Source organism: Neisseria wadsworthii 9715 (assembly GCF_000227765.1).
In the GTDB taxonomy this organism is placed as follows: Bacteria; Pseudomonadota; Gammaproteobacteria; order Burkholderiales; family Neisseriaceae; genus Neisseria; species Neisseria wadsworthii.
Map to the genome: position 1 here is coordinate 863,034 of NZ_JH165159.1, position 19,147 is coordinate 882,180.

Below are 19,147 nucleotides of genomic sequence, written 5' to 3' on the forward strand. Positions count from 1 at the left end.
TGATATTGGTTTGAATGAGGCTGTCTGAAAATTTTTCAGACAGCCTGTTTTTCTGTGAGATATTTCCAATAACGTTGCGGCATTTGTTGGCGGTGTAAACGAGGATTACGCCGCGAAAAAATGGTCGTGCTTTGAAAATAACGCTGCCATAGCTTTTGGTAGTCTTTTTCGTGTGTGGCACGGCTCGTTTGCGGAGGGTTTTCTTCCGAACCGCTGATGGGGTAAAGGCTGCCTGAATCGTGATATATGCCGTAATGCCTTTGGATATCGAAAATTGCCCATTTCTGATCGGGATAGCGGTTTCGGAAGTGGCGTACAATCAACGGTAGGACGTCAAATTGCGGTTCAATCCGTGCCAGATAAAGGTTGTTTTCCCATTCTTCAAAGCGTACAAACGCTTCCATGCGATGTTTTTCGCAGCCTACGCTTTTTACCCATTGTGCCCATTGCATCACATCGAAATGACCGTAATCGCTAAGTATGTTGGCATGGTGCGGCTGTGCGAGTGCGAGGCGGACGATGCGGAAAAAGGTATCCGGCATTTCCGGAGCAGCGGACAGGAAACCATAGAGCAGCTTCAGCATCCCGCGTCGGCCGATTTGCCGTTCTAATCGGGTAAAAACACGGCGGGCATGTTCGGGAGAAGTGGGTACGGTTTCATTTTGTGCAAATAAATCGGCATGGTTGTTGTTGCAGGAAATATGTATGGCCTGAGGTGGGTATTTTTTCGCGTAAATATAGAAGACTGCGCTTAGCAAACCGTCGAAGCTGCCGTCGTAATATAGATGGTGCATGAGTATTCCTTTTTCAGACAGGCCCTTATCCAAATAAATCGCCTTGTTGTGCATCGCTTTGGCTGAATTTTGAACGTATGTTTTGCAGCAGCAGGCAGCTTAGTTTCGGGCTGTCGATTAAGTCGGCATAGCGGTTGGGTTCTTGCAGCGTGATGAAGTAGCGTGCTCGGTTGAGGGCGATGCCCATTTTTGCCAGTTGGGCGAGGGTAATGACGCGGAAGCGTCGTGCTTGCACTATACGCTTAGCTGATTTCACTCCAATGCCCGGCACGCGTAAAATGGTTTCGAGGGGAGCGGTTTGCAACGGCACAGGAAACCATTCGCGGTGGCGTAGCGCCCAGGCGAGTTTGGGGTCAAAGTCCAAATCGAGAAAGGGTTGTGTATCGTCGAGAATCTCGTGTTCATTGAAGCCGTAAAAACGCATCAACCAATCGGCCTGATAGAGGCGGTTTTCGCGCCGAAGCGGCACTTGTGCGGACAAAGGTGGCAGGCGTTTGTCTTCTAAAACCGGAACATATCCGGAGTAATACACGCGTTTGAGGCGGTAGTTGCGGTAAAACTGGCCGGCCGCTCGGATAATCTGGCGGTCGTTTTCACCTGCCGCACCAATGATAAATTGCGTACTTTGGCCTGCGGGAGCGAATTTCGGCGTGGATTTGATGGTTTTACGGGTTTCTTGTAATGCGGTGATTTCGTTGCGCACAAAAGCCATTGGTCGGGTCATGTCGTGATGGTTTTTTTCAGGTGCAAGCAGTTTAAGGCCGGAAATGGTGGGGATTTCCATATTGATGCTGAGGCGGTCGGCGTACAGGCCGGCTTCGTGTAGGATTTCTTCTGAGGCTTTCGGGATGGTTTTGAGATGGATGTAGCCGTGAAACTGGTGCTCCAGCCGTAGTTTTTTGGCGATCCGCACCAAACGCTCCATGGTGTAATCCGCGTTTTTGAAAATACCCGAGCTTAAAAACAGACCTTCGATGTAATTTCTGCGGTAAAAGCTAAGTGTCAAATCGACCACTTCGTCTACCGTGAAGGCTGCTCGGACAATGTCGTTACTGCGGCGTGAAACGCAATAGGCGCAGTCGTAAATGCAATGGTTGGTAAGCAGGATTTTTAATAATGATACGCAGCGGCCGTCTTCAGTGAAGCTGTGGCAAATGCCTGCCCGTGAAGCGTTGCCCAGACCGCTGCCGTTATTAGTGCGTTTGCTGCCGCTGGATGAGCAGGAAACATCGTATTTTGCTGCGTCGGCCAGTATTTCCAGCTTTTTGCTGATTTTATCGTAGTCCATGATGTTTCTCTGTAAAACTAAAGTTTATTTATTATAATTGTAAGATTTTATGTAGTCAGCTAAATTTTTTCTTAGTTTTGGTGTGGGGAGTTATTATGGATAAGGCTGTCTGAAAACTTTGTTTCAGACAGCCTTTTTATGTGATTCAGTTTGAATAGCTTATTGCAATAAGTTTACTTACCGGGTTCAGCCTCGCCGCTGTCTATCGACCAGGGAATGCCGAAGCGGTCGGTAACGATACCGAAGCCTTGGGAAAAGAAAGTTGCTTCAAACGGCATTTCGATGGTGCCGCCTTCTGCCAAGGCATTGAAAATACGTTGCCCTTCGGCAGGGGTGTTCACGCTGATATTGATTTGTATGCCTTGCGGTTTTTGATAGCCGCTGCCTGTGGCGCATAGCTCGGAGACAATGTCGGATGCCATTAAGGTTTGCGAACCGATTGTTAACTGGGCATGCATGATTTTTTGTTTGTTTGCTTCGGATAAGGGCGGCATATCGGGATCAGGCGGCATGTCGTTGTAGGTATAGCGGTCGGTGATTTTTGCATTGAAGAGTTGCGCATAGAATTCAATAGCTTCGGCGCAATCGCCGTTGAAATAAAGATATGGAATGAATTTCATGGTGTTCTCCATTGTGTGGTTTGATTGGGAGAAGCCCGTTTTTTTCAGACAGGCCTTGCGGCAATGATAAGGTATTTGAAGAAAAGCTATTTATCACGGATTGCGCTGGGCTTTGATAAATTCAAACAACAGCTTGGGCAGATTGACGGTAATCGGCGGATCGCTGGATTGGAAGGGACGCATGTTTAAGCTTACCGTAAGCGGAGCGGCCAAAGGAAAGCAAATGGGTTCGGGGTGGATGCCGCGCAGGCAGTGGTCGAGGCGGAAATAGTGCAAAGGGTTGAGGCTGGGTTCGATTTCGCAACCGAGCAGATAATAAATACCGTCGGGCACATTACGGATTGAGAAACTTCTGGTATGGAATAAGGCGTTGCCGACTATGGGCACGCCGCGAGGGATGGGTTCGGGAAACAGGCCGGCAAATACTACGCTGTGCGAATTTGCGCCTGAAATGGAGATGTTGAGAGGATGCGGTTGCCGGTGTTTTTCAGGATCAAAGTTGTAATGGGGAAGGGCGCGGGAGGTGGGTTCGGAAACCTGTTCGTTGAAAATGCGGCTTGCGGTTGCGGCTTGATTGCGGTAATCGCGCGGGGTTTGGCCGGTATGGTAATGGAAGCGTTGGCTGTATGTGCCTGCGCTGGCGTGGCCGGCTTCAAGTTGTGATTCGATAATGCTTTTGCCTTCAATCAGAGGCCCGATGCCTTGTTCGATTTTGAGGGCCGCAATGTAGTCGCGCATGGAAATGCCTGTCTGAAGATGAAACCAGCGGCTGAGATAGAAGCGGCTGTAGCCGAAATGTGCGGCGATATCGGCTGGTGTGGGGTTGTCTTTCAGACAGGCTCTGATATGGGTGGTTACTTCGTCTAGTGAAAGCATAGTTTGGGTGCTTATTCGTAGGGCTCTGTAAAGCTGACAGGGGTGGTTAAAGTAAACGGTGTGTCTGTGTAGCCGTCCAAACCTTCGTAGTCAAAACAATAAACGCCTTCTATGGTAACGGAAACACTGCCGTCGGAGTTAGCTTGGAAGGTTAAAGCGTTTACGTCAATCGGATGGTGTACTCCATCAAGATAAATCGATCCGTCGATATAAGGCGTGGTTGGGGTGGCTGCTGCATCGTTGAGGGGAAATTGGAATGTGCGGCCGATTAAATCTTCCGGTTGGAGTGAGGGCAGCCTGATGCTGTCGAGGCGGATTTCGGTTTCTTCTTCTTCGTAGTCGTCGTTCCATTTAAATGTATGTAGTGGGATGGTTAAGGAAGCATCGTTTGGCGAACCGAGTAAAGCGGCGTAGCGTGGGCGTAAGAGATGTGTAGGAAAAGTTTTCATTGCGGGCTTTCTGAAAAATAGATTGTTGGTAATTGAGCATGCTCGGTAAATGCGGGTTCAAAGCAGCCTGTTACGGCTTTGTGATATGTGATTCTTTTGCGACCTTATCCAATCGTTTTTTATCTGTTATTTTTTGTTTTACATCAATTTTAGCTGATGAGAATATGAATCTCAAAATGCCTGTCTGAAAAGTTTCAGACAGGCATTGATTATATATGCTGATTTGATAAATGATTTGATTGTAATCCGGTAAATCAGTTTTGCTTCAGGTCAAATTTGGTTGAATCATTTAAAGGAAAGCAGCGGATATTGGTTGAACGCAATATGAATGAAAATGACACGTTGTTAGAATACAAAAAATTCATAATGAATTATATAAAGCAGGTGCGTTTGCTTCTTTGGGCAGACGGGTTGGCGCAGTCTGATTTTGAAATAAAGGAGAAACTATATGACAAAGCTGTATCTTGGCCCAGTGTTGTCGTTCCGTGGTGGGGCAGAGCAGGGGCAGTGGAAAGTGAGTGCGATGATCGGCGTTTCCGATACTGAGCTTTTCCCTGTGGTGCGGGTGGACGGAGTGGCGACCGATGCGCCGAAAATATTGTTGCGGCATGGCGGGAAAGCTTATCTGCGTTATGATTTGTCATGCAAACAGCGGGCGCAGGAAAGAAGGGTTGAATACCGTATCGATGGGGTTGATGAAGTATGGCATTTTACCGTTCCGGCCAAAGGGCAGGCGCCGCGTATGGTTTATGTGTCGTGCAATGGTTTTTCGGATGCCAACGGTATCCGAAAGTTGATTAAAGGCGAAAATGCGGTTTGGGAAGATTTATTGTGTAATCACGATAAAACCGTGCGCCCGCCGCGTTATCAGCTGGATAAGGAGCAGCTTTGGCACGAAGCGCGCACGCATGATAAAGGTTTGCAACGCTTTCATCTGATGGTGATGGGCGGTGATCAGATTTATTTTGATCCTATTTGGGAAGATATTAAGCTGTTGAAAAAGTGGATCGGCCTGCCGCGCAAGGAGCAATTGAAATACAAGGTTAACGCACAGCTCGAAAAGGTGATAGGCGATTATTACATTAATTTTTATCTGAGCCGTTGGCTGCCGAGCAATCATGCGCCGTGGGGTTCGTCTAACAAAACTTTGGATTCGGCACACGGTATGGCGCGTATCCCTACTGTGATGATGTGGGATGACCATGACATTTTCGACGGTTGGGGGTCTCATAGTCCGGAAATGCAGCGCTGCCCGCTGTTTCAAAGGATGTTTTATCACGCAAGGCGCGCGTTTTGGGTGTTTCAGATGCAGCAGGCTGAAGAGCAGCTTCCTGAATTAAAGCTGCGCACGGATATTAATATGCGGATTGATGACCCGATATTTGAGCCGATTGAGTGGTCGAAAGTGTTGAAATCAGACAAACTGGCTTTGCCCTTATTCGATAATCAGCCCGGCTTCTCTTTTGCCCACGCTATCGGCCCCGTCAGCCTGCTGGTGGCGGATTTGCGCACCGAGCGTTCGCATGAGCAGATTATGGGGCCGACAACATGGCATTCGATGCAGAAATGGCTGGCATCAGGAATTCCCGAAGCCGGCGGCTCGCGCCATTTATTGTTTGTATCATCGGTGCCGGTGATGCACCCCAAACTTTCATTGGCAGAGCTGCTGATGGACAATCTGGGCTACGACCATGTGCTCGACAGCAGCGCCGATGATTTGAAAGATCATTGGACCAATGATGATCATGAAGGCGAACGCAAGCGTTTGATAGAAACGCTGTTTAGAACAGCGCAAGAAAAGCAAATGCGCGTAACCGTATTGTCAGGGGATGTGCATGTTGCCGCATGGGGCGTGGTTTCACGCACCGACACGGATTGCTGCGACGGCAGCACGCAGATTCAGCAGCTTACCTCCAGTGCGGTGGTACATCCTTCGCTGGTGTCTGTGATGGAGCGTTTGTTTTGCCAAATGCTCAATTCGTTGGCCAAGAAAAAGCAGAAACTGGACGGTTGTACTGAGGCTGAAATGATGCTGTTCCCTGCGTCTAACCGCTATGTAGTAGCGGCGCGAAACTGGCTTGCGCTTGAGTTGGATGAAGATATGAAAGGCGGTAAATTATGGGCAAGCTGGCGTTGCGAAACAAAAGACGCATTTACCAATCATTTGCTGGCTATTGAGCCGGTAAAAAACAGTTGAGTTGGTTTTAGTTTGAGTTCATGGGAATGCCTGTCTGAAAAAGTTTTATGGGTTTTCAGACAGGCATTTGTTTGGAGTAACGAAGCGTATGATGAAACCAACGTTTGCGGTTGTTATTCCTTTTCTACCAAATCGCATGAAATATGCCTGGTTTGAGCATCTAAACAGCAACCTGCGCTTTAATATGCGGGTGCGGGTCGTAATCGATTAATTCAAAATCTTCAAATTTGAATTCAAAAAGGTCTTTTATATCAGGGTTTAACTTCATTTTCGGCAGTGAGCGCGGTTCGCGGGTTAATTGCAGCTCGGCTTGCTCGAAATGATTGTTGTAAAGATGAGCGTCGCCAAATGTATGGATAAACTCGCCTGCTTGCAAACCGCAAACTTGCGCCACCATCATGGTTAACAAGGCGTAGCTGGCTATATTGAAAGGCACACCTAAGAAGATGTCGGCGCTGCGTTGGTAGAGCTGGCATGAGAGTTTGCCGTTTGTTACATAAAATTGAAACAAGGCATGGCAGGGTGGTAAAGCCATTTCGTCTACCAGCGCAGGGTTCCATGCGGAAACAATCAGTCGGCGGCTATCGGGGTTGCTTTTGATTTGCTGGATTAGATTGGAGATTTGGTCGATATGCCTGCCATCGGGAGCCGGCCAACTGCGCCATTGGTAGCCGTAAACCGGGCCGAGGTTGCCGTTTTCATCTGCCCATTCATCCCAGATCGACACATTATTGTCTTTCAGGTATTTGATATTGGTGTCGCCTTTTAAAAACCACAGAAGCTCGTGAATAATCGAGCGAAGATGCAGTTTCTTTGTGGTTAATAATGGAAAGCCTTCACTTAAGTCAAAACGCATTTGGTAACCGAATATAGAGCGTGTGCCCGTGCCGGTGCGGTCGGCTTTATCTGTTCCATGTTCGAGTACATGTTGCATCAGATCTTGGTAGGCTTTCATTAAAGTTCCTTATGTGTAATATTCAGGCATGTCAGACAAGGCGGCATTGTAACATTTGCGTAGGCGGTGTATGCAGTTTTGTTACTTGGCAGGTAGGTTAAGCTGCTTGGTTAACTGCTTGAATTGGGTTGGTTGTCGTGTTTTGCATCAAAGTTTAATTTTTTTACCTTAAATCAAATTTATGTTGTTTTCTTTAAAAAATATTTCTTCGCGTGTGTTCGAAAGGGCTCTTAATTTTAATAAATTTAAAAAATAAGGCATAATGTTTTAAATATGATGTCTTTGGGTTTTTAACTGCTAAAAATAAAAATAATGTAAATTGAAAATGTTGACAATTTTATACATTTTTTTCTTGGCAAAGCCATTTAAGAGGTTTATATTTATAGACACTGTAAATTTATTTCACAGCTTTGTTAACTTCACTTTTATCTTAAGGAAGAACATTATGTCGGTAAATCTAAATAATCTATTCGAACAAATCAAAAAACGCGACCCTAACCAATCCGTGTTTCACCAAGCTGTTGAAGAAGTGTTTGGCAGTTTGGCTCCTTTCTTGGCGAAAAATCCAAAATATACCCAACAAGGGTTGTTGGAGCGCCTTGTAGAACCAGAGCGGGTGATTATGTTCCGCGTTTCTTGGGTGGACGATCAAGGTCAAGTACAAGTAAACCGTGGCTACCGCGTGCAAATGAATTCTGCCATCGGACCTTACAAAGGCGGCTTGCGTTTCCATCCGACCGTGGATTTGGGCGTGTTGAAATTCTTGGCTTTCGAGCAAGTGTTTAAGAATGCATTGACCACTCTGCCTATGGGCGGCGGTAAAGGCGGTTCTGATTTTGACCCGAAAGGTAAGAGCGATGGCGAAGTGATGCGTTTCTGCCAAGCGTTTATGACTGAACTTTACCGCCACGTCGGCGCCAATACTGACGTGCCTGCGGGCGATATCGGTGTAGGCGGGCGCGAAATCGGCTACTTGTTCGGCCAATACAAACGCATTGCCAATGAGTTCACTTCTGTGCTGACCGGTAAAGGCTTGGGCTACGGCGGCAGCTTGATCCGTCCTGAAGCAACAGGCTATGGCACGGTTTATTTTGCAGACAGTATGCTGAAAACCAAAGGTGACAGCGTGGCCGGCAAGAAAGTAGTGATTTCCGGCTCGGGTAATGTGGCGCAATATGCTGCCGAAAAAGCCATCCAATTGGGTGCGAAAGTGCTGACTGTTTCTGACTCCAACGGCTTTGTACTTTTTGGCGATCAAGGTATGACCGAAGCGCAATTGGCTGCTTTGATTGAGCTGAAAGAAGTTCGTCGCGAGCGTTTGTCAGTTTATGCCAAAGAGCAAGGCCTGCAATATTTTGCCAACCAAAAACCATGGGGTGTGGCTTGCGAAGTTGCATTGCCTTGTGCAACGCAAAATGAATTGGATGAAAGCGATGCGAAAACCTTGTTGTCTAATGGCTGCTTCTGTGTAGCGGAAGGCGCGAATATGCCTTCTACTTTGGGCGCGGTTGAGGTGTTTGTGAACGCGAAAATCCTTTACGCGCCGGGTAAAGCCTCTAATGCGGGCGGTGTGGCCACTTCAGGTTTGGAGATGAGTCAAAACAATATCCGCTTGTCTTGGGAACGCGGCAAAGTGGACCAACGCTTATTCAATATTATGGAAAATATCCATGAAAATTGCGTGGCCAACGGCTCTGAAAACGGCTATGTGAATTATGTGAACGGCGCAAATATTGCCGGCTTCAAGAAAGTGGCTGATGCGATGTTGGCACAAGGCGTGGTGTGATCGCCTGTTGATTGACTAAATAGCTTGAATAGGGCTGTAACTAAACAAATGCCTGTCTGAAAATTTTCAGACAGGCATTTTAAATTGAATGGCAAAGTAGCAAGAGTTTGATTGCTATACAACTGCTTCTTCTTTAGCTTTCTGGGGTTTGGCAATATTTTCGCGGCTTAGTCCAAACATAACCAGTAAAGGGCTGGCCACTAGAACTGATGAATAAATACCGAACACAATACCAATAGTCAGTGCTAAAGAAAAACCATGCAATGCACTGCCGCCGAAAATCAACATGGCGAGTACCATCGCTTCGGTTGAACCATGCGTGATTGCGGTGCGGCCCATGGTGGCAGTGATCGCATTGTCAATGATTTCCGGCACGCTTTTATTACGCATACTGCCTTTTCGGAAATTTTCGCGAATACGGTCGAATACTACAACTGATTCGTTTACCGAATAGCCTAAAACAGCAAGAATACCGGCCAATACGGTTAAAGAAAATTCCCACTGGAAGAATGCAAAACAGCCCAAGATAATAATCACGTCGTGCATGTTGGCGATGATAGCTGATACGGCAAACCGCCATTCAAAACGCACCGAAAGATACATAATAATGCCGATAATCACCAAAGATAAGGCAATCAAGCCGTTTTGTACCAATTCATCACCTACTTGAGGGCCGATAAATTCTACTTGGCGCAAGCTGACTTGAGGGTCGTCTTTTTTCAGAATATTCATAACCTGATTAGATAAAGTTGCCGAAGTTGTACCTTCTTTATTCGGCAATCTGATCATTACATGCCGGTTACTTCCTAATGCCTGAACTTGAACCTCGCCCAAGTTGAGCACGTTTAAATCTTGCCGCACCTTATTGATTTCGGCCGGTTTACTGTATTGGACCTCCATTACTGTGCCGCCAGTAAACTCTACCGAAAAGTTCAAGCCTTTGGTAAATAAGAAAAATACCGCCATTACAAAGGTAAGCAGGGAAATAAATGTGGTGAGCTTACCGTATTTCATAAACGGAATGTCGCGTTTAAAGTGAAACAGTTCCATGTGTTACTCCTTATTCTGTATCGGCAACATCAATATTTGCCGCTTTAACAGCAACCGGATTTTTAATGCCAATGGCAATTTTTTTCAGGCTTCTACGGCTTCCGTACCAAAGGTTGCACAATGCGCGCGAAACCACTACCGAAGAGTACATTGAGGTAAGGATGCCGATACAATGCACTACGGCAAAACCGCGAACCGGGCCTGAGCCGAAAATCAACAAGGCGATACCGGCAATTAGTGAAGTGATATTTGAGTCGACAATGGTGGCCCACGCGTGTTTATAGCCTTCATTAATGGCAGTTTGGGGCTTTTTACCGGCTCTTAATTCTTCGCGGATGCGTTCGTTAATCAGCACGTTTGAGTCAATGGCCATACCCAATGTCAACGCGATAGCGGCAATACCGGGCAAGGTCAAAGTGGCTTGCAGGGCCGATAAAATAGCCATTAGGAACAGCAGATTGGCGCAGAGTGCGACCACGGAGAAAATACCGAATACACGGTAGTAAATCACCATAAATGCGGCCACTACCACAAAGCCCCACAAGGTTGAATTGAAACCTTTTTCAATATTTTCTTTACCCATAGAAGGGCCGATGGTGCGTTCTTCCACAATCTCCATTGGTGCGGCCAAAGAGCCTGAACGCAATAGCAAGGAAATATCGTTGGCTTCCTCAATAGACATGCTGCCGGAAATGATGGTGCGTCCGCCGGTTATCGGCTCATTAATCGTAGGCGCGGTAACCACTTCCGCTTTACCTTGGTCGATCAATACCATCGCCATGCGTTTTTTGACATTATGGCGTGTCAGGTCTGCAAAAATAGCAGCGCCGGTATTGTCGAAGTTAATGCTAACGGCAGGTTGATCGTTTTCATTGAAGCTGGGTTGGGCATCATTAATATTGTCGCCGGTTAATTCAACTTGGCGGTTAACCAATACGGCTTGAGGCTGTTCGCCGCCGGTATAAAGCAATTCGTAACCGGCAGGTACGTTGCCTGAAACAGCTTGCTGGAATGCAACAGGATCGTCGTTAACCATGCGCACCTCCAATGTGGCGGTGCGGCCAATGATATCTTTGGCTTTGGCAGTGTCTTGAACACCGGGCAACTGCACAACAATACGGTCTGCGCCGGCTTGCTGAATAACGGGTTCTGCTACGCCTAATTCATTAACACGGTTGTGCAGGGTTGCAATATTTTGTTTAACCGCATCGGAACGAATTTGATTAATTGCATCTTCAGACAGGGTTAGAATCAGGCGGTTGCCGTCGCTGGTTAAAGTGGTTTGCGGCAAGAGTTTCTGCAGCTCTTTTTGAGCTTTGTTTAAATCGGCTTCGTTTTGGAAAGGTACGGCGATGCTGTTATCGCTTTGCACGATGTTACCCGCGCGGATTTTCTGGCGGCGCAATTCACGGCGGATATCGCCGGCGTAACGTTCAAAAGTTTTCTGCATAGCGGCTTTCATATCCACTTGCATGGTGAAGTGCACGCCGCCGCGCAAGTCCAAACCTAAAAACATCGGATTGGCTTTGATTTTCGCCATCCAGTCTGGGCTGTTGGGAATCAGGTTCAAAGCCGTGATATAGCCATCCCCCAGCGTTTTTTCGATAACGTCGCGGGCTTTGATTTGTGTGTCGGTGTCTTTAAAGCGCACACGCAGCGAGTTATCGGCAATAAACATGCCGTCAGAAGCGATGCCTGCCTGCTGCAATGCGGTTTGTATTCGATTTTCGGTTTGATTGTTGATAACAATGGATTGCCGGTTGGTGGAAACCTGAACAGCCGGTGTTTCGCCGAAGAAATTGGGTATCGTGTAGAGAACGCCCAAAATAATGGTGGCCAGAATCAGCAGGTATTTCCAAAGCGGATAACGGTTCATAGGTAAATCTTCATGGTTTATAAAGACAAACAGCCGCAAGGCCGGTAAATACCGGCTGCGGCCTTGAAATAAAGATTAGGCTTCGAGCTTGCTGGCAACAGCGTTGCGCTCTACCTGAACTTCAACGTTTCTGGCAATTTCAACAGTAAAGAACTTATCATCTGAGCGCACAATGCGGCCTACAAAACCTGAAGCAAGCAACACACGATCTCCGCTTTTCAGTTCGGCCAACATGGCTTGATGGGCTTTAAATTTTTTCTGTTGCGGGCGCATAATCAGAAAATAGAAAACCACCAGAATCAGAATCAACGGAGCAAACTGCATCAGCATGTTGGGTTGGGCAGCGGCATCTGCGGCGTATGCAAATTCAATCATTTGTTATCCATCTATTAAAATTATCCATAAACAGGCTATCCTTTATTTAAAGAGATAGCCGCTCTTTAATGCATTATTCTAAAGGGCAGGGCACTTTTTTCCAAGAAATTTCCACATTTATTATCGTTCATTTACCAATGCCTGCCTGAAAAACGGTTTTCAGACAGGCATCATACAGTCTAATAAAAAAATACCTCTTGAAACAGTTAGAGGCAGCCCTATATAGAGAAATCATGTATCGAGAACATTATGAAATTTACCTCTTTATTCCGTAAGGGACGAAATATGACAGAACAAACCCAATATCCAGAAGAAAATTTGACTGATAACGAAGAAAACATTGAATCTTCAGAGCAGCAGGATGAAGCCGAGCAAGGAACAACACCTACTTATGAAGAATTGCAAGCTAAAGTGGCTGAGCTGGAGGAACAGTTGAAGGAAGAACAGCTGCGAGGCTTGGCAAACGAGCAAAACCTGCGTCGCCGTCACCAAGAAGAGATTTTGGCAACGCATAAATTTGCAGGCCAAAAATTTGCAACCGAAATGCTGCCGGTAAAAGACTATCTGGAAATGGCCCTGCTTGACCAAAGCGGTAATTTCGATGCTTTGAAAATGGGCGTGCAGATGACTTTGAATGAATTAAATAAGGCATTTGATTCAACCCAAATTAAAGAAATCAACCCGCAGCCCGGCGATAAACTCGATCCGCATCATCACCAAGCTATGCAAATGGTGGAGAGTGAGCAAGAACCCAATACCATCGTTAATGTGATGAAAAAAGGTTATACATTGGCCGACCGAGTATTGCGCCCGGCAATGGTAACGGTAGCGAAGGGTAACGAAGCTTAACAATGTAAGCCTGGAAAAGTTATTGTGTTGGATAATTGTTTGAATTTTTAAGAAATTAAATTTAATCAAAAACAGTTATCCACACTTGAAAAATAATCGGCAAGCCTTATTTAACAAACCGAACAGGGCTGTAAGTCCCAACAATATTCTATATTCAAGGAGCTATAAAATAATGGCAAAAGTAATCGGTATCGACTTAGGTACAACCAACTCATGTGTCGCCATCTCGGAAGGCGGCCAAACACGCGTAATTGAAAATGCAGAAGGTGCGCGTACCACACCTTCCGTGATTGCTTATTTAGATGGTAACGAAGTATTGGTGGGTGCGCCTGCAAAACGTCAGGCTGTAACCAACCCAAAAAACACAATTTATGCGGCCAAACGCTTAATCGGCCATAAATTTGAAGACAAAGAAGTACAAAAAGACATCGACTTGATGCCTTTTGAAATCATTAAAGCGCAAAACGGTGATGCTTGGGTGAAAGCGCAAGGTAAGGAATTGTCTCCGCCGCAAGTTTCTGCTGAAGTGTTGCGCAAAATGAAAGAAGCAGCCGAAGCTTATTTGGGTGAAAAAGTCACTGAAGCCGTGATTACCGTACCTGCTTATTTTAACGACAGCCAACGCCAAGCCACCAAAGATGCCGGCCGCATTGCCGGTTTGGATGTAAAACGTATCATCAACGAACCGACCGCTGCCGCATTGGCTTTCGGTATGGACAAAGGCAACAAAGGCGATCGTAAAATCGCTGTTTATGACTTGGGTGGCGGTACGTTCGATATTTCCATCATTGAAATTGCTGATGTTGACGGTGAAAAACAATTTGAGGTATTGGCTACCAACGGTGATACCTTCTTGGGCGGTGAAGACTTCGACCAACGCTTGATCGACCATATCATTTCCGAGTTCAAAAAAGAGCAAGGCATTGACCTGAAGCAAGATGTGATGGCGCTGCAACGCCTGAAAGAAGCGGCTGAAAAAGCAAAAATCGAATTATCAAGCGGCCAACAAACCGAAATTAACCTGCCATATATCACAATGGACGCGTCAGGCCCGAAACACTTGGCGATGAAAATTACCCGTGCCAAATTCGAGAGCTTGGTTGAAGATTTGATCGAGCGCTCCATCGAGCCTTGCCGTATTGCCGTAAAAGATGCTGGCTTTAGCGTAGGCGACATCGACGACGTGATTTTGGTCGGCGGTCAAAGCCGTATGCCGAAAGTGCAAGAGGCTGTGAAAGCGTTTTTCGGTAAAGATCCGCGTAAAGATGTGAACCCTGACGAAGCTGTGGCACTGGGTGCTGCGATTCAAGGTGAAGTATTGGGCGGCGGCCGCAGCGACGTATTGCTGCTTGACGTAACCCCGTTGTCGCTCGGTATCGAAACCATGGGCGGTGTGATGACCAAACTCATCAACAAAAACACCACCATCCCGACCAAAGCGTCGCAAGTGTTCTCGACTGCCGAAGACAACCAAAGTGCGGTAACCATCCATGTATTGCAAGGCGAGCGCGAACGTGCTTCTGCCAACAAATCGCTGGGTAACTTCAACTTGGGCGACATCGCACCTGCACCGCGTGGCATTCCGCAAATCGAAGTAACCTTCGATATCGATGCCAACGGCATTTTGCATGTGTCTGCCAAAGACAAAGGCACAGGCAAAGAGGCGAAGATTACCATCCAAGGCTCTTCAGGTTTGAGCGAGGAGGAAATCGAACGCATGGTGAAAGATGCTGAAGCCAATGCCGAAGAGGATAAAAAACTGACCGAACTCGTGGCTTCACGCAACCAAGCCGAAGCATTGATTCACTCTGTGAAGAAATCTTTGGATGAGCACGGCGATAAGCTGGGCGCAGAAGAAAAAGCTAAAATCGAAGACGCCGTAAAAGCCGCTGAAGAAGCAGTTAAAGGCGAAGACAAGGCCGAAATCGACGCTAAAGCCGAAGCTTTGGGTGCTGCTAGCCAAAAACTGGGTGAGATTGTGTATGCTCAAGCGCAATCGGAAGCCCAAGGTGCTGCCGGTGCAGGCCAGGCGGATGACGCATCCGCTTCAGGCAAGAAAGCCGATGACGATGTAGTGGACGCCGATTTCACTGAAGTAAAAGACGACAAATAATTGTCGAAGGCAAAAAGCGCTGCTTAAAAAGCAGCGCTTTTTTGTGCCGGTTGATAGGGGCAACCGGTTTTATCATGCCTGTCTGAAAAACTTTTTTCAGACAGGCATGGATATTGTACCGGTCGTTTTCACTATAATTAATCAACACATTAGTTAATCAACACATTTTTAATACAAGGCAGCAAGCCGCAGCAAGTAAGGATAGTACGGCAAGGTGCAGCAACGGCGTAGTAAAAGTTAAGTTGATTAACTATATAGTCAATTCACTTCAGTTTAATAACGATACCGTTATACTCGGGCTTGACTCGAGTATCTCTTAAAGTTACTGGAACTCAAGATACTTGAGTCAAGTCCGAGTATGACAAGCGTACTATTTTTTGATACAAGGCCGCAAGCTGAAGGCAGTACAGGTAGTGCGGGACTGATTTTGTTGCTGCTTCAGCAGCTTACACAATCGTTCTCTTTGAGCTAAGGCGCGGCAACGGCGTAGCAAAAGTTAAGTTGATTCACTATAATCCTTAATCCTTTTTTATTTGCTGTTCGGTTATTATGACAACCACGGAAATCATCCATATTATCGGCACTGCCGCGTTTGCCTTATCCGGCTATCTGGTCGGCGTGCGCAAACGCTTGGATATGCTGGGTGTGCTGATTCTTGCTTTGCTCACGGCGGTGGGCGGCGGGATTATGCGTGATGCCATTATCGGGCGCATTCCGCTGGTGTTTACCCAGAACACGGCATGGGTGGTTATCGGCATCACTTTGCTGCTGGCTTGGCTGTTTAAGTTGCAGAAAAGCAGAAAGCGGGAGCTGGCGGCCGTGTTTGTGTGGGCGGATTCTTTAGGTTTGGTGGCGTTTACGATTACCGGGGCGCAATTGGGTTTGTCGCTGGATTTGAATATTTTTGGCGTGGTGATGCTCGGATTTATCACGGCGGTGGGCGGCGGAATTGTGCGCGATATGTTGGTGAACGATATTCCAATGATTTTGCGTAAGGATTTTTACGGTACGGTGGCGGTGATCATCAGCTTGGCAATGTATTTTCTGAACATGTTGGGCTGGATTAATCCGCTGGTGTTGAATGTGCTGCTGGTTGCCGGCTACGCTTTGCGTTTGTGGGCGCACCGGGTGGCTTGGACGCTGCCGCGTTTCTAAATAAACGATTGCAACAACAATGCCTGTCTGAAAACGAGCAACGCGGGTTTTGCGAAGCTCGAGCTTTTCAGACAGGCATTGTTTATGGATGCCTTATATCAGCACCACATCATATTGTTCTTGCGTATAGCTGTTTTCTACCGCCAGCGAAATCGGTTTGCCGATAAAGTCGATCAGCAGCGCGAGCGATTGGGATTCTTCGTCTAAAAACAAATCAATCACTTCGGGCGAGGCGAGAATGCGGAACTGCTTCACATCGAAGCGACGGCTTTCTCGGACGATTTCTCGCTGGATTTCGTAGCACACGGTTTGTGGCGTTTTCAGGCGGCCGCGCCCCTGGCAGGTGGGGCAGGATTCGCACAGCACATGGCTCAGGCTTTCGCGCGTGCGTTTGCGGGTAAGCTCGACCAGGCCGAGGCTTGTGAAGCCGTTGAGCGTTACCCGTGTGCGGTCGAAGCTCAGGGCTTTGGCCAGCTCCTGTAGCACGGCCTCGCGGTGGTTTTCCGACACCATATCGATAAAATCGATAATCACAATGCCGCCGATATTGCGCAAACGGAGCTCGCGGGCGATGGCGTGGCAGGCTTCAAGGTTGGTTTTGAAAATGGTTTCGTCAAAATTGCGCGCGCCGACAAAGCCGCCGGTATTCACGTCGATGGTGGTCATCGCCTCGGTGGATTCGATAATCAGGTAGCTGCCGAAATTGAGCGAAACGCGCGGTTGCAGGGCGCGGTTGATTTCCTGCTCCACATTATGAGTTTCAAACAGAGGCCGCTCGCCCGTGAACCATTCGATTTTCTCCGCCGCACCTTGCACATATTGAGCGGCGAATTCACACATTTTCTGGTGATTTTCTTTGGAATCAACCAGGATTTTGACCGTATTGTCGCTGAACATGTCGCGCAACACGCGCAGCGATAAAGGCAGGTCCTGATACAACATGGTTTCGGCAGGCCGGGTTTTTGCCTGATACTGGATATTCGCCCACACTTTGGTCAGATATTCGATATCGGCCTGCAGTTCGGCATCGGTTGCCGTTTCGGCACTGGTGCGAATGATGTAGCCGCCGTGGTTTTCTTTAGGCAGCAGGTTTTCCAAGCGCTGGCGGAGCTGGTTGCGCTCTTCTTCGTCTTCAATACGCTGGGAAATGCCGATATGGCTGTCTTGCGGCAGATGCACGAGAAAACGGCCGGCCAGCGAAATTTGGGTGGAAAGCCGCGCGCCCTTGCTGTTGAGCGGGTCTTTAATTACTTGAACCAAAACGGTTTGCCCTTCAAACAGCATATGCTCGATGCGCTGGTCGGCATCCGGATTCTGCCGCTGCTCCAACACATCGACAATATGCAGAAACGCAGCGCGCTCCAAGCCAATGTCGATAAACGCGCTCTGCATGCCCGGCAATACGCGGCGCACAATGCCCAAATAAATATTGCCCACCAAGCTGTGGCCGCTGTTGCGCTCGATATGCAACTCGCAAATATTGTTTTCCTCAACAATCGCTACACGGCTCTCTTGCGGGGTGATGTTGACCAAAATGGTTTCCGGAGGGCGCACAATATCCTTGTGCAAAGGGATGCTGGGTAACATAAATCACTTTCTGAATTCAAAAATTTTCTGCCGCAGATTCTTAACGTTAAAAAGCTGTGGCAGAACATTCTTGTGTTTATTAAGAGGCAATTTGCCTACATTTTTTCAGACAGGCATCTCGTATTATAGGAAAGAGCGGCGTTATGGCAAAGCAGCATTTTTGTTTAATGTAAAGTGCATACAAAACTCATGGTTCGCACGAAGGCTTTTATAGCTGTGAAACACTATTTCATACATGACTGAGAACCGCAGGCTGTACACATGGTATGGCAAAGCGGGCCTAAGCATTATGAAATGTTAAGTTTAGCCGCTGTGCCGCTTTTCAGACAGGCATTAGGTATAATGCCTGTCTGAAAACCACACACATAATTAAAAGGATATATTCATGGCAGCCGCACCCGAGGCCAAATACACAGAAGAGACCGTTTTGTGGGTTAAGCACCACACGCCCAAACTCATCACATTCGCGATTACCCGCCCCGAAAGCTACCGCTTTTCTGCCGGCCAGTTTTCCCGCCTCGGATTCCGCGACGGCGAAGGCTTTATCTGGCGCGCCTACTCTGTTGTTTCCGCCGAATACGCCGACACACTCGAATATTTCGCCGTATTGATACAAGGCGGCCCCATGTCGGCCAAGTTGGCGGCAATGAAAGAGGGCGACACCATCCTGCTCGACAAAAACGCCACAGGCTTCCTGCTGCCCGAACGTTTCCCCGACGGCAAAGACTTGGTGATGCTCTGCACAGGCTCCGGCATCGCACCGTTTTTATCCATTTTGGAGCAGCCCGAAATCTGGCAGCGCTTCGACCGCCTCGCGCTTGCCCATTCAGTATCTTATGCCGAAGAACTGATTTTCAACGGCCGAATCGCCGCCTTGGCCGAGCATCCGCTGATTGAAGAACATTTCCACAAACTGCATTTCGTCCCCGTCGTTACACGCGAAACCGCCGAAGACGCACTCGGCAAACGCCTGCCCGAACTCTTGAAAAACGGCGAACTCGCCGCCGCATTCGATATGCAATTCACTTCAGCCGACACACGCTTCATGATCTGCGGTAACCCCGCCATGGTTAAAGACACCTTCCAAACCCTGCTCGACATGGGCTTCGCCATGCACCGCAACCGCGTGCCGGGGCAGATAATGATGGAAAACGGGTTTTAGGTGATTTGACAAGCT

Annotated in this window: 16 protein-coding genes; 6 read left to right on the forward strand and 10 right to left on the reverse strand. The window is 47.6% G+C overall.

The window, feature by feature from the left end; genetic code table 11:
* Positions 1 to 35: 35 nt before the first annotated feature.
* The 5 genes from HMPREF9370_RS03845 to HMPREF9370_RS03865 form a co-directional block, all read right to left on the reverse strand.
* Positions 36 to 794 (reverse strand): TIGR03915 family putative DNA repair protein, encoded by a 759-nt coding sequence (locus HMPREF9370_RS03845; protein ID WP_040666862.1) that lies wholly within the window; start codon positions 792 to 794, stop codon positions 36 to 38.
* Positions 795 to 819: 25 nt separating this feature from the next.
* Complete coding sequence (locus HMPREF9370_RS03850; protein ID WP_009116015.1) at positions 820 to 2,082, reverse strand: putative DNA modification/repair radical SAM protein; 1,263 nt, start codon at positions 2,080 to 2,082, stop codon at positions 820 to 822.
* A 173-nt stretch (positions 2,083 to 2,255) separates the two neighbouring features.
* A complete protein-coding gene (locus HMPREF9370_RS03855; protein WP_040666863.1) occupies positions 2,256 to 2,702 on the reverse strand; it encodes a VOC family protein in 447 nt (148 codons plus the stop codon).
* A gap of 93 nt (positions 2,703 to 2,795) precedes the next feature.
* The gene (locus HMPREF9370_RS03860) at positions 2,796 to 3,578 is read right to left on the reverse strand and encodes a helix-turn-helix transcriptional regulator (protein WP_009116017.1); all 783 of its coding nucleotides are present in this window, start codon (positions 3,576 to 3,578) and stop codon (positions 2,796 to 2,798) included.
* An 11-nt stretch (positions 3,579 to 3,589) separates the two neighbouring features.
* Positions 3,590 to 4,027 carry a hypothetical protein gene (locus tag HMPREF9370_RS03865; protein WP_009116018.1) on the reverse strand — a complete coding sequence of 146 codons (438 nt, stop codon included), beginning with the start codon at positions 4,025 to 4,027 and terminating at the stop codon, positions 3,590 to 3,592.
* Positions 4,028 to 4,475: 448 nt separating this feature from the next.
* Between HMPREF9370_RS03865 and HMPREF9370_RS03870 the strand changes: the two genes are divergently transcribed.
* Positions 4,476 to 6,224, forward strand: a complete 1,749-nt coding sequence (locus HMPREF9370_RS03870; protein WP_009116019.1) for an alkaline phosphatase D family protein — start codon at positions 4,476 to 4,478, stop codon at positions 6,222 to 6,224.
* Positions 6,225 to 6,384: 160 nt separating this feature from the next.
* Here HMPREF9370_RS03870 and HMPREF9370_RS03875 read toward each other — a convergent pair whose 3' ends face one another.
* Positions 6,385 to 7,179: a thymidylate synthase gene (locus tag HMPREF9370_RS03875; RefSeq protein WP_009116021.1), complete on the reverse strand. Its 795-nt coding sequence runs from the start codon at positions 7,177 to 7,179 to the stop codon at positions 6,385 to 6,387.
* Positions 7,180 to 7,624: 445 nt separating this feature from the next.
* Between HMPREF9370_RS03875 and gdhA the strand changes: the two genes are divergently transcribed.
* Positions 7,625 to 8,965, forward strand: coding sequence for an NADP-specific glutamate dehydrogenase (gene gdhA, locus HMPREF9370_RS03880; protein ID WP_040666866.1), 1,341 nt, complete (start codon positions 7,625 to 7,627; stop codon positions 8,963 to 8,965).
* Between the two features lie 114 nt (positions 8,966 to 9,079).
* Here the strand turns inward: gdhA and secF are convergent, their stop codons facing one another.
* From secF to yajC, 3 genes are all read right to left on the reverse strand, one after another.
* Positions 9,080 to 10,015, reverse strand: coding sequence for a protein translocase subunit SecF (gene secF, locus HMPREF9370_RS03885; protein ID WP_009116023.1), 936 nt, complete (start codon positions 10,013 to 10,015; stop codon positions 9,080 to 9,082).
* Between the two features lie 10 nt (positions 10,016 to 10,025).
* Positions 10,026 to 11,891 (reverse strand): protein translocase subunit SecD, encoded by a 1,866-nt coding sequence (gene secD, locus HMPREF9370_RS03890; protein WP_040666868.1) that lies wholly within the window; start codon positions 11,889 to 11,891, stop codon positions 10,026 to 10,028.
* A gap of 75 nt (positions 11,892 to 11,966) precedes the next feature.
* On the reverse strand, positions 11,967 to 12,266 hold the full coding sequence (gene yajC / locus HMPREF9370_RS03895; protein WP_009116025.1) for a preprotein translocase subunit YajC: 300 nt from the start codon (positions 12,264 to 12,266) through the stop codon (positions 11,967 to 11,969).
* 285 nt (positions 12,267 to 12,551) lie between these two features.
* Between yajC and grpE the strand changes: the two genes are divergently transcribed.
* The 3 genes from grpE (at position 12,552) to HMPREF9370_RS03910 (ending at position 16,383) form a co-directional block, all read left to right on the forward strand.
* Positions 12,552 to 13,115 carry a nucleotide exchange factor GrpE gene (gene grpE, locus HMPREF9370_RS03900; protein ID WP_040666869.1) on the forward strand — a complete coding sequence of 188 codons (564 nt, stop codon included), beginning with the start codon at positions 12,552 to 12,554 and terminating at the stop codon, positions 13,113 to 13,115.
* Positions 13,116 to 13,287: 172 nt separating this feature from the next.
* A complete protein-coding gene (gene dnaK, locus HMPREF9370_RS03905) occupies positions 13,288 to 15,228 on the forward strand; it encodes a molecular chaperone DnaK (protein ID WP_009116027.1) in 1,941 nt (646 codons plus the stop codon).
* Between the two features lie 549 nt (positions 15,229 to 15,777).
* The gene (locus HMPREF9370_RS03910; protein ID WP_009116029.1) at positions 15,778 to 16,383 is read left to right on the forward strand and encodes a trimeric intracellular cation channel family protein; all 606 of its coding nucleotides are present in this window, start codon (positions 15,778 to 15,780) and stop codon (positions 16,381 to 16,383) included.
* Between the two features lie 93 nt (positions 16,384 to 16,476).
* On the opposite strand, the gene rng is transcribed toward HMPREF9370_RS03910, so the two are convergent.
* Positions 16,477 to 17,970 (reverse strand): ribonuclease G, encoded by a 1,494-nt coding sequence (gene rng, locus HMPREF9370_RS03915; protein WP_040666870.1) that lies wholly within the window; start codon positions 17,968 to 17,970, stop codon positions 16,477 to 16,479.
* Between the two features lie 385 nt (positions 17,971 to 18,355).
* Here rng and HMPREF9370_RS03920 point away from each other — a divergent pair, with 385 nt between their 5' ends.
* Positions 18,356 to 19,132, forward strand: coding sequence for a ferredoxin--NADP reductase (locus HMPREF9370_RS03920; RefSeq protein WP_009116031.1), 777 nt, complete (start codon positions 18,356 to 18,358; stop codon positions 19,130 to 19,132).
* The last annotated feature ends 15 nt before the right edge of the window (positions 19,133 to 19,147 follow it).